Source organism: Streptomyces sp. S6, from assembly GCF_054880855.1.
This window is the reverse complement of the sequence record NZ_JBTYMC010000171.1, coordinates 1-14,088: the sequence shown is the minus strand read 5'-3', so window position 1 is coordinate 14,088 and position 14,088 is coordinate 1. Positions and strand designations below refer to the sequence as shown.

Sequence of the window (14,088 nt, the reverse complement as noted above, 5' to 3'; positions counted from 1 at the left end):
CCGCGGCCTGCTGGTGCTGCCACACGGCCGTCCCGCCGAGCGCCGTGGCCGCCGCGAGGCAGGCGGCGAGCGTCCACCGGTTCACCAGCCGGCCCATCAGCCCGGCGCGCACCGGAAGGACCCGGACGGGTGTGCCGGGCGCCTCCTGGCGGACGGTGGTGATCCGGCGCAGCACCTGCTCGCGCAGTGCCGGAGCCGGACGCGTGGCGACGGCCAGCCCCAGACGGGCGGCGGTCGCGCTGAGTTCGGCCGTTTCCTGCGCGCAGGGCTCGCAGCCGGCGAGGTGACGTTCGAACGAGGCGCTCTCCTCGTCGGACAGGGCGTGCAGGGCGTACGCGCCTGTCAGCCGGTGCAGGTCGGTGGTCGTCACGCGGTCACCCCCAGGCAGTCGCGCAGCCGGATCAGTCCGTCGCGCAGTCGGGTCTTCACGGTCCCGAGCGGGATGTCCAGCGCCTCGGCGACCTCGCGGTAGGTCAGGCCCCGGTAGTAGGCGAGCGTGACGGACTGGTGCTGAAGCTCTGTCAGCGTGCGCAGGCAGCGCCGCACCTGTTCCCGCTCCAGACGCGCCTCGACGCGCTCGGCCACCTCGTCGTACTCCGGCACCTTGTCGAGCAGTGCGGCCTTGTGGTCCCGGGCCGTCGCGGCGTCCACCGAGCGGACCCGGTCCACCGCCCGGCGGTGCGCCAGGGTGAGGATCCAGTTGACCGCCGTTCCGCGATCGGGCCGGTAGCGGGGAGCTGTCCGCCACACCTCCACCAGGACCTCCTGGGCCACCTCCTCCGACTGCGCGTGATCCCGCAGTACGGCACGCACGACGCCCAGGACCGGGCCTGCGACGATGTCGTACACGTGCCTGAACGCGTCCTCGCTCCCCAGAGCCACCTGCCCCACGAGTTCTTGCAGGTCGGGCCCAGGGGATGGTTTTCTGACGATATTCACTGCTTCTTTCACCGAGGGCCTCCACCGTCGGGACATGTCCGGGTGTAATCCGTTCCCGTCGGCCACGTGGATTGGTTGCACCTGTGACAGCTTCTTCGACGGCGATGGCTCAAGGTCATCCGGAGGTCCGCCGCTGCGGGCAGAAATGTGAACGGCAACCATGACTTTGTCCGTGCCATCCCCCAGAGGGATCACGCTGCGCCCCTGCACCCCCGCGGACCAAGCGTCGCTGCTGGTGGTGATCGACGCGGACCGGTTACCCGGTCAGCCGCGCGTCACGCCGGACATGCTGGCGCGGGCGGCGCAAGGGAGTGAGGCTCGACCAGGCTGTTGGTGGGGGGAGTTCGGGCCGGCGGAGGTGCAAGTCGCCGTTGACGGGGCCGGGGTTCCGGTGGGGGCGGTCTCCTCGGTGCGGAGGGCGGCGGACGGCAGGCGTCTGGTCCAGTGGCTGCACTGCCGTGAGGACCCGGCGGTGGCCGACGCGCTGATCGCCCATGCGGCGGGCGGGCCGGTATCGGGGCCGGTGGAGGCGTTCCAGTTCGCCACGCCGCTCACTCAAGGGCTGGAGGCACTGCCGGTCCGCCACAGGCCCGTCACCCGGGCGGCTCTGGAGCGCGCCGGGTTCACGGGGGAGCGGTTGTGGCGTTGCATGCGCGCCGATCTGCCTCGGGTCGAACTGCCGCAGGCGGACGGTCTCGACGTGTCCGAGGCGCCGGACCGCCATGCGGCACAGCGGCTGCGGCTGCGCCGGGGCGGCCGGACGGTCGCCGAAGCGGTCGTCGGCCTGCCGCTCCAGGGCATCGGTGTCCTGTGGTGGATCGAGGTCGGACCCGACAGTCGCGGGCAGGGTCTGGGCCGCGCTGTACTCGGGTCCGCTCTCCGGCGCCTGTGCGAACTCGGTGCCGACCAGGTCGTCCTCTACGTCGACGACGACGAGCCGCCGGGAGGCGAGCGGGACCGGACAGCGGCCAACGCCCTGTACGAGTCGGCCGGTTTCGTCGAGGTCGACGACCTGTGGTCCTACAGCCGGGCGGCGTAGAAGCGGGGAGGGGCTTTCGCTCTGTTCTCGTCGTCAAGGAACTGTCCGTCACCCCGTCCAACGCACCGCGTTCCTCAGGAGTTCCGCAGCCGGCGGGCGATCTCCAGATCCTCCTCGCCGAGGGGTTCGCCGTCCTCGATGTTCCAGAGGCTGTTCTCCAGGAGGCGGCCCAGCGTCCAGGCGAGGGCACGGTCGCGGTCGAGGCCGAGGCGGGCCGTCATGGCGTCGAAGCGCCAGCGGACGTCGTCCGCGTCGAAGCGGTTGGCGATGGCGGGCCAGAGGTCGTAACCAGGGTCGCCGGCAAGGGGTTTGGGGTCGATGGCCAGCCAGGGGGCGCGGTCGGCGGCGAGGACGTTCTCGTCGTGGAGGTCCCAGTGCAGGAGGCGGTCGCCGGGCTCGTCCAGGACCTCGGCGACGGCCGACGCGCAGTCCGCGACGATCCGGCGGTCCTGCGGGTCGGGGATGCGGGCAACAGCGGCGGGGGTGCGGTCCAGCATCGACGCGGCGATGTCGGCGAGGGTGCGCATGCCCTCGGGGGCGGGGCCTGCCGTCAGGTGGGCCAGGAGGTCGGCGATGACCTCGACGGAGGTGTGGGCGTCGGCCACGCGCGCGAGCATGCGCGCCGGGTCGAGGCGTTCCAGGAGCATGGTCCCGGTGGGCTCGTCGTGGCCGAGGAGGCGGACCGCGCCGTCGCCGTCCCACAGCCGCAGGGCGACCGCCTCGCCCTCGCTCTCGTCGTCGAGGAGCTGGAGCTTCAGGACGGCGCGCAGGCCGTCGTCACGGACGACGGGCAGGACCAGCGCGCACATGCCGTGCATCGACGGGCCGTCGAGCCGCAGGTCCCAGCGGTCGAGGAAGCTTTCCGCCAGTTCCGGCAGCGCCTTCAGGAACGCCTCGCCGGCCGCTCCGTTCGCCCTTTGCTGAGACTTCACCAGCTCACGCGGAATGTCGATCACCCACCGGACGATACTGAGCTGAGTGAATCCGCTCATGCGAATTAAGCGCGCGGCGAGGGCGGTGTGGGGGTACGTCCGCAGTGCACTCGGGACGTACATCTGGCTGGGGATCATCCTGCTGACCACGATCGCCGCCCATCGCATGTCCCCGCAGTTCCAGGAGCACTTCCTGCGGCAGCGGTCGACCAACCTGCACGAGTTGTCGGACAACCCCGCGCGCGTGCTGCTCGCGAGCGCCATGTGGCTCGACGGGGGCTACTGGCTGCCGTACGCGGTGCTGTACTCGGTGATCCACGCGCCCGTGGAGCGCTGGCTCGGCACCCTGCGGTGGCTGGTCGTGGCCGTCGGCGCGCACGTGCTGGCGACGCTGATCAGCGAGGGCGCGCTGCTGGTCGCGATCGAGCGGGGGATCGCGCCGAGGGCGGCGATGAACACGCTGGACGTGGGGGTGAGTTACGCGCTCGCCGGGGTCGCCGCGGTCCTCACGTACCGGCTGCGCGGGTGGTGGCGGTACGGGTGGGCCGGCGGGCTGCTCGCGCTGTTCGCGGCGCCCATGGCGGTCTCCCCCACGTTCACGGACTTCGGGCACTTCACCGCCGTCCTCCTGGGTCTCGCGGCGTACCCGTTGACCCGGGGACGACGGAATCCGAAGGGGACAGCCGTCGTCCGAACGGGTTAGCGTCCGCGCATGAGCGCTTTGGCGAACGGCGGGGTTTCCTTCTGGTGGGCCGGGAACGGGCTTCCGGCGGAGCGCGATCCGCTGCCCGGGGACGCCACCGCGGACGTCGTGATCGTGGGCGGCGGATACACGGGGCTGTGGACGGCCTACTACCTCAAGAAGGCCGACCCGTCGCTCGCGGTGACCGTCCTGGAGCGCGCGTTCTGCGGGTACGGCGCCTCCGGGCGCAACGGCGGCTGGCTGTACAACGGCATCGCCGGACGCGACCGGTACGCGCGCGTGCACGGCCACGAGGCCGCCGTCCGGCTCCAGCGGGCCATGAACGACACCGTCGCCGAGGTCGTCGCCGTCACCGAGGCGGAGGGGATCGACGCGGACGTCCACCGAGGCGGCGTCCTGGAGGTCGCCCGCACCCCCGCGCAACTGGCACGCCTGCGCGCGTTCCACGAGCACGAGCTGTCGTACGGGGAGAGCGACCGCGCGCTGTACGGTCCCGCGGAGACGTCGGAACGGATCCGTATCGTCGACGCGTTGGGCTCCGCCTGGACCCCGCACGGCGCGCGCGTGCACCCCGTGAAGCTGCTGACGGGGCTGCTCGACACCGTCGTCCGGCTCGGCGTGACCGTCCACGAGGGGACCGCTGTCACCGAGATCCGTCCCGGGCGGGCGGTCACTCCGTACGGGACGGTGCGTGCGCCGTACGTCCTGCGGTGCACCGAGGGGTTCACGTCCGAGCTGAAGGGGCAGCGGCGGACCTGGCTGCCGATGAACTCCTCGATGATCGCGACCGAGCCGCTGGACGACGACCGGTGGGCGGCGATCGGCTGGGAGGGCCGGGAGACGCTGGGCGACATGGCGCACGCGTACATGTACGCGCAGCGCACCGCCGACGGGCGGATCGCTCTGGGCGGGCGGGGTGTGCCGTACCGTTTCGGCTCCCGCACGGACGCGGACGGCCGCACCCCGGCGGCGACGGTGACCGCGCTGCGGGCCGTCCTGACCGACTTCTTCCCCGCGCTGCGGGGTGTCCGCATCGCCCACGCCTGGTCCGGCGTCCTCGGCGTCCCCCGCGACTGGTGCGCCACCGCCACCCTCGACCCCTCCTCCGGCCTCGGCTGGGCCGGCGGCTACGTCGGCTCCGGCGTCGCCACCGCGAACCTCGCCGGGCGGACGCTGACGGAGCTGGTCCTCGGCGGGGGCAGGGAGCTGAGCCGGCTGCCGTGGGTGGGGCACCGGGTGCGGAAGTGGGAGCCCGAGCCGTTGCGGTGGGTGGGGGTTCGGGGGTTGTACGCGGTCTATCGGGCGGCGGACCGGCGGGAGCGGGAGATGCGGGCGGGGGCGGGGTCTTCGCGGTTGGCCCGGGTGGCGGATGTGGTGGCGGGGAGGGGGTGAGGCTGGCCGGGGAGAGTGTATTCGCAGGTCAGCGCGATTGTCAGTGGTGGGGTGCAGGATGGGTCCATGGCGAGCATCGGGCGTGGTGGAAGCGGTGGGCGGGGCGGCGTGAAGGGGGCGCGGCGGCCTGAGGTGCGGCTTCCGGAGTTGCGGGTGTTCGAGGGTGGGGAGGTGGAGCCGGACGGGGATTACGACGGATTCGAGCTGCGGGAGGTGGATCTCGGGGGGCAGGACGGGGCGGGGGCCACCTTCATGGACTGTGAGTTGACTCGGTGCTCGCTGGATGAGACGCGGCTGCGGAACGCCCGTTTCCTGGACTCCCGGCTCACCGCGCCCCGAGGTGTGGGGACGGATCTCGCGGACGCGACCCTGCGGGACGTGGAGGTGATCGACGCCCGGCTGGGCGGTACGCAGCTGTTCGGGGCGGTGCTGGAGAGGGTCGTGGTGAGGGGCGGGAAGATCGACTTTCTGAACCTCCGGGGCGCCCGGCTGAAAGATGTCGTTTTCGAAAACTGCGTTCTCGTCGAACCGGACTTCGCGAACGCGCGTATGGAACGGGTGGAGTTCGTCGACTGCGCGCTCAAGGGCGCGGACTTCAGCGCGGCGACCCTGTCGGACGTCGACCTGAGAGGGGCCGTCGAACTGGGCATCACCGCCGGGCTTGACCGACTGCGCGGCGCCGTCATCAGTACGGCGCAGCTGCTCGATCTCGCACCGGTGCTGGCGGGGGAACTGGGGATCAGGGTGGAGGAATGACCGATGGGCACGTTTTACGGGAACGTACTGGTGGCGCGGCCGTGCCAGGAAGTGGTGCCGCTGCTCTCCGAGGAGACGGCGGCAGGCCGCCCCGCGATACGCGGCTACGCGCTCGCGGTGGGCCCTCGGCACACCGTGATCCATCCCGCGGAGGAGACGGAGGCGCTGACGCTCGCGGAAGCGGTGAGCCGCCGGCTGAACGTCCCGACGCTGGGGATGTACGTCTTCGACTCGGACGTCCTCGTCATGCAGGTGTACGACGACGGCGAGCTGAGGCACATCTACGACTCCTGGCCGGGCTACTTCAGCGCGGAGCGCCCCGCTGAGGCCTGGTCCGACACGGCCCCGTCCTGGCCGGAACCCCTCGGCGCCGCCCCGGCCGCGCTGCTCCCCTTCGCCGCCGAGCCCGTCGACCTCCCGGCGCTGGAGTCGGTCCTGCGCTGCGTCCCCCTCGCCCGCGAGGACGGCAAGAACGGCCGGTACGTCTTCGCCGACGCGCAGCACTACGACGTCATGGCCCTGCTGGGCCTGTCCGCACCCCGGCTCAACACGGGCTACGGCGCGCTCTCTCAGGGCTACCTCCCGCCGGGCACGGCATTGACGGAGCTGTGGCTGCTCGGCGGGGCGACGTTCTGGGCGGGGGGTGCGCCGGCGGGGGCGTCGGGGTTCTGAGGGCGAGGGCGATCCCGAGGGGTACGGGACGCCGGGGCCCTCAGCGGGCGTCAGGGCACGCAGCCGCACGTCGTTCAGGGACGCGCGGCACCCCCTCACCCCACCCGCGGAAACTTCGCCAACAACGTCCAGATCGCCGGGTTCTCCCCCAACTCCTCATGCAGATCCGTGAGATCGGCGACAAGGTCGTGCAGAAAATCACGCGCCTCGCGTCGCAGATCCACGTGGGAGAACGTGAGCGGCGGCTCATCCGCCCGCATCCAGTCCGCCTCGATGTCCACCCACCCGAACCGCCGCTCGAAGAGCATCCGGTCGGTGGACTCGGTGAAGTCCAGTTCGGCGTACTGCGGCCGGGAGGCGCGGGACCCCGCCGGGTCCTGGTCGATCTGCTCGACGATGTCGCACAGCGCCCACGCGAAGTCCAGCACCGGCACCCACCCCCACGCCGTGGACACCTCCAGGTCCGCCTTGGTGTCCGCGAGATACACGTCGCCGCAGAACAGATCGTGGCGCAGGGTCCGGACGTCCGCACGCCGGTAGTCCATCTGCGGCGGATCCGGGAACCGGTTGGAAAGGGCGTAGCCGATGTCGAGCACGCCCCGATGGTGTCATGCCCGCGCCCTAGGATCTTCGACATGCCTCCCCGTATCCGTGCCGCCGCCGTAGCCACTCTCCTGCTCCTGTCGGGGTGCGGTGCGGACGACGACGAGCACGCCGGCGCGGCGGGGGTCGGCGACCCGTACTTCCCGAAGGCGGGCAACGGCGGATACGACGTCAGCCACTACGACCTGACCCTCGACTACACCCCCCGCACCCGCCACCTCACCGGCACGGCGGTGATCACCGCCCGCGCGACGCAGCGCCTCACCTCCTACCACCTCGACCTGACCGGCCTGGACGTCGAGGAGGTCACGGTCGACGGCGCACCGGCCCGCATCGGCCGCAAGGGCCAGGAGCTGACGGTCCACCCCGCCACCGGCCTCGACCAGGGCAAGGTCTTCAAGACGACCGTCCGCTACTCCGGCACCCCGCAGAAGATCACCGACCCCGACGGCTCCGAGGAAGGCTGGCTCACCACCGCCGACGGCGCCGTCGCCCTCGGTGAACCGGTCGGCTCGATGGCCTGGTTCCCCGGCAACCACCACCCCTCCGACAAGGCGGCCTACGACCTGAAGGTGACCGTCCCGCAGGGCCTGACGGCCGTGTCCAACGGGGAGTTGAGGAGCGAGAAGTCCCTCCCCGACGGCCGCCGCACCTTCGTCTGGCACACCGCCGAGCCCATGGCGAGCTACCTCGCGACCCTGGCGATCGGGAATTTCGAGGTGCGGCGGACGACGGGGAAGGTGCCGGCGTACATCGCCGTGGACCCGACGCAGGCCGCCGCAAGTCGTGAGGTTCTAGGGCGCCTTGACGACGTCCTCGACTGGGCGGCGGACAACTTCGGCCCGTACCCGTTCAGTTCGACGGGTGCGATCGTCGAGCGGCCCGACGACGCCGGGTACGCGCTGGAGACGCAGAACCGGCCCTTCTTCCCCGGGGCGACCGATCTCAGCACGTTCGTCCACGAGTTCGCCCACCAGTGGTTCGGCGACTCGGTCACTCCGCGCACCTGGCGGGACATGTGGCTCAACGAGGGGTTCGCGACGTACGCGGAGTGGCTCTGGTCCGAGGACCACGACGGCGACACCGCCCAGGACATCTTCGACTCCCTGTACGCGGGTGACTACTACGACTCCGCCAGGGAGAACGAGGCCGTCTGGGCGTTCCCGCCGGGCAACCCCCCGAACGCCGACAGCATCTCCGACCCGCCCGTCTACCAACGGGGCGCCATGGTCGTCCACAAGATCCGGCAGCTCCTCGGGGACGACGCGTTCTACGACTTCGTCCAGGGGTGGACCGGCACGCACCGCCATCGCGTCGCGGACACGGACGACTTGAAGGAGTACGTGGAGAAGCTGGCGCCGGACGAGGACTGGTCCGCCGTCTGGGACGAGTGGCTGTACGGGGACGGCAAACCGGCCCGCCCGTAGCTCAGTCAGCCGGCGTCTTGCGCAACACGGCACAGGGCCGCCCGAGTTGACGGTCCCTGCGCCGGTCGACGATCTCGTACCCGAGGGACGTCCAAAAGGCCGTCCCCGCCGGGTTGTTGTCGAGCACGGCGAGCCGCACGGCGTCCCGGCCGGCCCTCCGGAGCGTCTCCCCCACCGCCTCCGCGATCCGTCGGCCGTGCCCTCTCCGGTGCTCGCTCACCATCAGCAGCCCGATGGTCGGGGGTCAGGGGGAGGGGCGTCAGGATCATGCGGGGAGCGTATTCCCGGCCCGCGGCGCGAACTCGGCCATATGATCATTCCCGGCACGCGTCGGAAGAACGGCGCACGATCGCCGGGGGGCGACATGGACAGCGGACCACAGATCGAGCGCACGTACCGGGGGAGCCGTTCCCTCCCGCTGCCCGACGTACTGTCCCTGCTGTTGATCGCCTTCCTCGTCGCTCCGGCGAACGAGGAGGTCGCGTGGCACGAACTCCCGTACATGGCCCTCGGGTTGACGGCCGGCGGGTTCCTTCTTCTCGACCGGTATCGCGCGTACACGACCGTCACCGCGGCCGGGGTCACCGTCCGGGGGCCGGTGCGGACCCGGCATGTGCCCTGGTCGGAGATCCACACGCTGCGTCTCGCGGACGGCTCCGTCCACACGCGCTGGCAGGCGCGGTTCCCGGTGCGGCTCTACGGCACCGACGGCCGGAGCCTGCGGCTGCCGCACTTCGACGACCGTGAACTCGACCGTCCGCAGGCGGAGTTGGCGGAGGTTCTCGCCGCCGCCGAGGCGCTCGGGGTGTGGGCTCCGCGTACGGTGACCGACGTCGTGGCACGGGGGGAGCGCCGTCGGGCCGCCTGGGCGCGGGCGTGCCACGGTGCCGTGCTCGCGCTCGCCGTGGTGGTCGCCGTCTCCGTGCTGTCGCTGCTACTCGACGGGCCGGAGTTCACGACCGGCCTGATCGCGCCCGTCCCGTTCGTCGTCCTGTTCGGCCTCTTCCTCGTCTTCGACCGGGTGGGCGAGTCACGTGCGGCTCAGGTGTCCTGACTCCGGGGTGTCCTCCTCGGTCTCGGCGTCCGTGACCAGCGCGCCCCGCGCCAGCCGGTAGGCCGTGTCCGCCGTGTCGGCGACCGTCGGATCGTCGGTGACGAGGACCACCGCCCGTCCTTCGTCGGCGAGTTCACGGAAGAACGCGAGCAACTGCCGTCGGCTGTCGGGGTCGAGGGTGGTGGTGAGGTGGTCGGTGAGGACCACGGGCGGGTCGTTGATCAACGCGCGGGCGAGGGTGACGCGTTGGCGTTCGCCGGGTGAGAGGTCGACGGAGAGGTGCGAGGCGCGCGGCAACAGGCCTACGCGGTCGAGGAGTTCGCGGGCGCGGTGTTCGGCGGCTTCGGGTGGGCCGGGGTGCGGGAGCAGGACGTTGCGGAAGGTGGGGTGGCCGGGAAGGAGGTCGTGCGAGTGGAGGGCGAGGCCGAGCCGGCGTCGCCGGATGTCGGCTCGGGCGCTGTCGTCGAGGGGTGTCAGGTCGTCGCCGCAGAGGAGCACGCGCCCCCGGTCGGGCCGGTCCAGCAGCGCCATGATGTGGAGCAGCGCGGTCTTTCCCGATCCCGAGTCCCCTACGACGGCGGTGACTTGGCCGGCCTCGGCGGTGAGCGTCACGTCGTCCAGGATGTCGAAGGCCGCTCGGCGCAGGCGGTAGGTCTTGCTCACGCCCTCGACACGGAGGTGGGGTGGGAGAGGCTTGGGCATGAAAATGACCTCCGGTGGGGGGCTCCGCGAGAAGCTGGGCTCATTCCTAACGGCGCGGAACCGGGCGTCGTCACAGGCTGTCCTCACAAGTGACCGCGCAGGGAAGGAAACAGGAGCTGACAGTGGAGCCCGAATCGACCTCGTCCGGCAGCCGGGGCAGCATGGTCGGCCTCTTCTGGGTCTGCGAGAACGCGGTGTACGTCGGAACGCCCGCCGTCGCGCCGGCGCCTCAGGTGGTACTGACGTCCGCCGGGCCCCGGTTCGAAGGGTCCGAACCGCAGGCGTGGGACTGGTCGGAGGTGCTGGAGCTGCGGGTGCCGGACCCGCCGGTGCGGTCGGCCGCCGTGCGCTGGGCGTCCCGTGTCGCCACGTTCGCCGCGGCGGCGATGGACGTGTGGACTCCTGGTGACCCTCCGGAGATGACGGTGGTCCTCTCCATGGGGGACTCCGAGGCCGAGACGTCCGTCTACTCCGGGGCGTCGGTCGCCTACACCCAGCGCGAGGTCGACCTGTCCCTCGGGCTGCTCGCGCGGATGACTCGGGGGGAGTTCTCGCCTGCGGTGATGACCGGGTGGTGGCGGGCGGATCAGCCGGAGAAGGTGCTGAGTTCGCGGGAGCGGGAGAGCGTTCTGGAAGCGTGGCTCGCGGCGGACTGAACACAAAGATCCCCCTGGAACGATGTCCAGGGGGATCTCGGGACTCTACTCAGCCGCAGACGGCGTTCATTGCACGATCGCGATCCGGTTCGCCACCGGCGGCGCCAGCGGGGCCGATGCCGAGGAGTGCGCGGTGAGGTACTGCGCCAGGGCCGACAGGTCGTCCGTGCCGACGAGGTCACCCGTGCCGAGGCCCAGCGTCGGGAACCCGTCCCCGCCGCCCGCGAGGAAGCTGTTCGTCGCGACGCGGTACGTGGCGGCCGGGTCGATCGGCGTGCCGTTCAGGCGGATGCTGTCCGTGACCACCCGGTCCGCGCCCGACTTCGTCAGGTCGAGGGTGTAGGTGAGGTTCGCGGACGGCTGGAGGATCTTCGGGGAGGCCGCGTTCGTACCGGTGACCTGCTCCTTCAGCACCTGGATGACCTGCGCGCCGGTGAAGTTCTGGAGGTTGACGGTGTTGGCGAACGGCTGGACGGTGAAGCCCTCCGCGTACGTCACCACACCGTCGCCCTCGGCGCCCTTGGCCGCGTAGGTGAACCCGGCCCGCACCCCGCCGGGGTTCATCAGGGCGAGGTCGGTCTCGGGGTCGAGCTGACGGCCGTAGGCCAGTTGCGCGTCGGCGATCAGGTCGCCCGCCGGGGACTCCGTTCCCGTATTCGGGATGTCCGCCGAGATGTAGCCGATCGCGCGGTTGCCGATGGGCGCCGCGAGGGTGTTCCACTTGTCGATCAGCCGCGTCATGTCCGGCGCCTTGGGGACGGTCCGGGTGACGACGTGGTTCGCGGACTTGACGGACGTCCGGGCGATGTCACCCGTCCAGCGGTCGTACGTCAGCGTCGTGTCCGTGTAGAGGCGGCCGAAGGACGCGGCCGAGGTGACCATGCGGGGCTTGCCCGACGGGTCGTTGATCGTGCACACGTACGCGGCGTGCGTGTGGCCGGTGACCAGGGCGTCGACGGCCGGGGTGACGTTCTTCGCGATGTCGACGATCGGGCCGGAGATGCCGTCGCCCGCGCCCGGGGAGTCGCAGTTGTAGTTGTACGCCCCGGAGGCCGGCGCACCGCCCTCGTGGATCAGCGCGACGATCGACTGGACGCCCTGGCGCTGGAGTTCGCGGGCGTACTTGTTGATCGTCTCGACCTCGTCCTTGAACTTGAGGCCCTTGACGCCCTCCGCCGAGACGACGCCGGGGGTGTTCTCCAGGGTGACGCCGATGAACCCGACCTTGACGCCGTTCTTGCGCCACACCCAGTACGGCTTGAGGATCGGCCGGTTCGTCTTCTCGTCGAGGACGTTCGCCGCGAGGTAGGGGAAGTCGGCGCCCTTGAACTTCTTGTCCGTGTAGCAGCCGTCCGTGGGGTGGCAGCCGCCGCGCTGGAGGCGGCCGAGTTCCTTCGCGCCCTCGTCGAACTCGTGGTTGCCGACGGAGGTGACGTCCAGGTCCAGCTTGTTGAGCGCCTCGATGGTCGGCTCGTCGTGGAAGAGGCCCGAGATCAGCGGCGACGCGCCGACCATGTCCCCGCCGGCCGCGGTGATCGAGTACCGGTTGTTCTTGCGGGCCTCGCGCAGGTGCGTGGCGAGGTACTCGACGCCCCCCGCGTCGATCGTCTTCGTCGTGCCGTCCGGCTGGAGCTCCGTCACCCGGCCCGAGGAGCCGGACGGCGGCTCCAGGTTGCCGTGCAGGTCGTTGAACGACAGCAACTGAACGTCCTGGTAGCGGCCCGGGTAGGGCTTGCCGTACGACGTCTTGCTGTCGTGCGCGTTCGCGGGCAGCGCGGCGGCCAACGCGCCCGCGGTGGCGAGCCCGGCGGCGACGGCGAGGATCCGCGTCGTCCGTCTGCGGCCCGGGTACGGCTGGGAAGTGGCTGGCATGAGCCCCCCTGAATATGGCTGTGAACATGTGGCCCCGTCCGGCGCAGCCTAGATTCAACGCGCGTAGCACGACAGGGGGTTCATGGTTACATCCTGGTTTCCCTTTGCCCCGTCCTTTGCGAACACCGGTGTGCCGCCGGACGACACCCGACCCCCGCCCCCTCCCCGTACCCTCGTACGCATGACCAGCGACGACACCGTACGGCCCCGCTCCCTTGAGACCTTCTCCGTCCTCGCCCCCGAGCAGATCGACGCGGTCCTCGCCCTGCTCGCGGACGCCGCTCGCACCGACGGTCAGCAGGCGGTGTCCGAGCAGGGCCGCCTGAATCTGCGCGGCGGTGCCCGCGAGGGCATCTCCCACCTGCTCCTGTCCACCGGCACCGACCTCGTCGGCTACGCCCAGTTGGAGGACACCGACCCGGTCGAGGCGCCGGCCGCCGAACTCGTCGTCCACCCGGCGCACCGGGGTCACGGGCACGGGCGGGTGCTCGGGACGGCGCTGCTGAGCGCGACCGGCAAGCGGCTGCGCGTGTGGGCGCACGGCGGGCATCCCGCCGCCCGGCATCTCGCCCAGGTCCTCGGTCTCACGCTGTTCCGCGAACTGCGGCAGATGCGCCGCCCGCTGACGGACCTGAACCTCCCGGACCCGGTGCTGCCCCCCGGTGTCACCGTCCGCGCCTTCACCCCCGGCAAGGACGACGCGGACTGGCTCGACCTCAACGCCGCCGCGTTCTCCCACCACCCGGAGCAGGGTTCCCTCACCCAGCGCGACCTCGACGCGCGCGCCGCCGAGCCGTGGTTCGACCCCGCCGGGTTCTTCCTCGCCTTCCGCGGCGAGGAACTGGTCGGCTTCCACTGGACGAAGGTCCACGCGGCCGAGCGGCTCGGCGAGGTGTACGTCCTCGGCGTGCGGCCCGGCGTGCAGGGTGGGGGGCTCGGCAAGTCCCTCACCACGATCGGGCTGCGCCACCTCGCCGGGCAGGGCCTGCCCACCGCCATGCTGTACGTCGACGCGGACAACAAGGCGGCGGTCTCGGTGTACGAGCGGCTCGGGTTCGTCACGCACGAGACGGACCTGATGTACCGCTCGGAGAGCTGAGCCCCCGCCGGAGGAGGCGCGGGACCCGGCGGCCGAGAGGCTGCGGGGTCCACGCCCCGGCCGCCGCCACCGCCACCGCCAGCACCAGCGCCCACCTCCAGTGCGCCCCCGGCCAGTGCGGTTCGTCCGGCAGGGCGAACAGACCCCAGCGGGCGGGGATCATCCCGGCCGCGGCGACCGCCACCAGCGTCGTGATCGCCGCCGCGCCGCCCGGTTCGGCGGTGGCCGTGAAGCGGACGCGT

General features: G+C 71.4%; 16 protein-coding genes and 1 pseudogene. 9 read left to right on the top strand and 8 right to left on the bottom strand.

Annotated elements, in window-relative coordinates; all coding sequences use genetic code 11:
• Nucleotides 1-370 (bottom strand): RskA family anti-sigma factor (locus ACVNF4_RS22405; protein ID WP_461804653.1); only part of this gene is annotated, 370 nt, incomplete at its 3' end.
• Nucleotides 367-951, bottom strand: a complete 585-nt coding sequence (locus ACVNF4_RS22400) for a sigma-70 family RNA polymerase sigma factor (protein WP_461804652.1) — start codon at nt 949-951, stop codon at nt 367-369. The genes ACVNF4_RS22405 and ACVNF4_RS22400, both read right to left, overlap by 4 nt.
• Before the next feature lie 160 nt (nt 952-1,111).
• Here ACVNF4_RS22400 and ACVNF4_RS22395 point away from each other — a divergent pair, with 160 nt between their 5' ends.
• Nucleotides 1,112-1,978: a GNAT family N-acetyltransferase gene (locus ACVNF4_RS22395; RefSeq protein ID WP_461804651.1), complete on the top strand. Its 867-nt coding sequence runs from the start codon at nt 1,112-1,114 to the stop codon at nt 1,976-1,978.
• A 74-nt stretch (nt 1,979-2,052) separates the two neighbouring features.
• On the opposite strand, the gene ACVNF4_RS22390 is transcribed toward ACVNF4_RS22395, so the two are convergent.
• On the bottom strand, nt 2,053-2,970 hold the full coding sequence (locus ACVNF4_RS22390) for an aminoglycoside phosphotransferase family protein (RefSeq protein ID WP_461804650.1): 918 nt from the start codon (nt 2,968-2,970) through the stop codon (nt 2,053-2,055).
• On the opposite strand from ACVNF4_RS22390, the gene ACVNF4_RS22385 reads away from it, so the two are divergent.
• The 4 genes from ACVNF4_RS22385 to ACVNF4_RS22370 all read left to right on the top strand — a co-directional run bounded on the left by ACVNF4_RS22385 (nt 2,969) and on the right by ACVNF4_RS22370 (nt 6,433).
• Nucleotides 2,969-3,613 carry a rhomboid-like protein gene (locus ACVNF4_RS22385; protein ID WP_461804649.1) on the top strand — a complete coding sequence of 215 codons (645 nt, stop codon included), beginning with the start codon at nt 2,969-2,971 and terminating at the stop codon, nt 3,611-3,613. The two genes, ACVNF4_RS22390 and ACVNF4_RS22385, sit on opposite strands and share 2 nt — an antisense overlap.
• A gap of 9 nt (nt 3,614-3,622) precedes the next feature.
• Nucleotides 3,623-5,005, top strand: coding sequence for an NAD(P)/FAD-dependent oxidoreductase (locus ACVNF4_RS22380; protein WP_461804648.1), 1,383 nt, complete (start codon nt 3,623-3,625; stop codon nt 5,003-5,005).
• Nucleotides 5,006-5,071: 66 nt separating this feature from the next.
• Nucleotides 5,072-5,761, top strand: a complete 690-nt coding sequence (locus tag ACVNF4_RS22375) for a pentapeptide repeat-containing protein (RefSeq protein WP_461804647.1) — start codon at nt 5,072-5,074, stop codon at nt 5,759-5,761.
• 3 nt (nt 5,762-5,764) lie between these two features.
• Entirely contained in the window at nt 5,765-6,433 is a 669-nt protein-coding gene (locus ACVNF4_RS22370; protein WP_461804646.1) for a hypothetical protein, read from the top strand.
• Nucleotides 6,434-6,528: 95 nt separating this feature from the next.
• Here ACVNF4_RS22370 and ACVNF4_RS22365 read toward each other — a convergent pair whose 3' ends face one another.
• Nucleotides 6,529-7,029: a hypothetical protein gene (locus ACVNF4_RS22365; protein WP_461804645.1), complete on the bottom strand. Its 501-nt coding sequence runs from the start codon at nt 7,027-7,029 to the stop codon at nt 6,529-6,531.
• Between the two features lie 39 nt (nt 7,030-7,068).
• Here ACVNF4_RS22365 and ACVNF4_RS22360 point away from each other — a divergent pair, with 39 nt between their 5' ends.
• The gene (locus ACVNF4_RS22360) at nt 7,069-8,463 is read left to right on the top strand and encodes a M1 family metallopeptidase (protein ID WP_461804644.1); all 1,395 of its coding nucleotides are present in this window, start codon (nt 7,069-7,071) and stop codon (nt 8,461-8,463) included.
• A gap of 1 nt (nt 8,464) precedes the next feature.
• On the opposite strand, the gene ACVNF4_RS22355 is transcribed toward ACVNF4_RS22360, so the two are convergent.
• Nucleotides 8,465-8,686, bottom strand: coding sequence for a GNAT family N-acetyltransferase (locus tag ACVNF4_RS22355; RefSeq protein WP_461804643.1), 222 nt, complete (start codon nt 8,684-8,686; stop codon nt 8,465-8,467).
• A gap of 141 nt (nt 8,687-8,827) precedes the next feature.
• Between ACVNF4_RS22355 and ACVNF4_RS22350 the strand changes: the two genes are divergently transcribed.
• Nucleotides 8,828-9,517 (top strand): PH domain-containing protein, encoded by a 690-nt coding sequence (locus ACVNF4_RS22350; RefSeq protein WP_461804642.1) that lies wholly within the window; start codon nt 8,828-8,830, stop codon nt 9,515-9,517.
• On the opposite strand, the gene ACVNF4_RS22345 is transcribed toward ACVNF4_RS22350, so the two are convergent.
• Nucleotides 9,494-10,219, bottom strand: coding sequence for an ABC transporter ATP-binding protein (locus ACVNF4_RS22345; RefSeq protein WP_461804641.1), 726 nt, complete (start codon nt 10,217-10,219; stop codon nt 9,494-9,496). The genes ACVNF4_RS22350 and ACVNF4_RS22345 overlap by 24 nt on opposite strands.
• A 122-nt stretch (nt 10,220-10,341) precedes the next feature.
• Here ACVNF4_RS22345 and ACVNF4_RS22340 point away from each other — a divergent pair, with 122 nt between their 5' ends.
• Entirely contained in the window at nt 10,342-10,875 is a 534-nt protein-coding gene (locus ACVNF4_RS22340; RefSeq protein WP_461804640.1) for a hypothetical protein, read from the top strand.
• Between the two features lie 66 nt (nt 10,876-10,941).
• Here the strand turns inward: ACVNF4_RS22340 and ACVNF4_RS22335 are convergent, their stop codons facing one another.
• Entirely contained in the window at nt 10,942-12,747 is a 1,806-nt protein-coding gene (locus ACVNF4_RS22335; protein WP_461804639.1) for a bifunctional metallophosphatase/5'-nucleotidase, read from the bottom strand.
• Nucleotides 12,748-12,928: 181 nt separating this feature from the next.
• On the opposite strand from ACVNF4_RS22335, the gene mshD reads away from it, so the two are divergent.
• On the top strand, nt 12,929-13,846 hold the full coding sequence (gene mshD, locus ACVNF4_RS22330; protein ID WP_461804638.1) for a mycothiol synthase: 918 nt from the start codon (nt 12,929-12,931) through the stop codon (nt 13,844-13,846).
• On the opposite strand, the pseudogene ACVNF4_RS22325 reads toward mshD, so the two are convergent.
• A pseudogene (locus ACVNF4_RS22325) lies at nt 13,806-14,088 on the bottom strand (ABC transporter); the annotation flags it as partial. The gene mshD and the pseudogene ACVNF4_RS22325 overlap by 41 nt on opposite strands.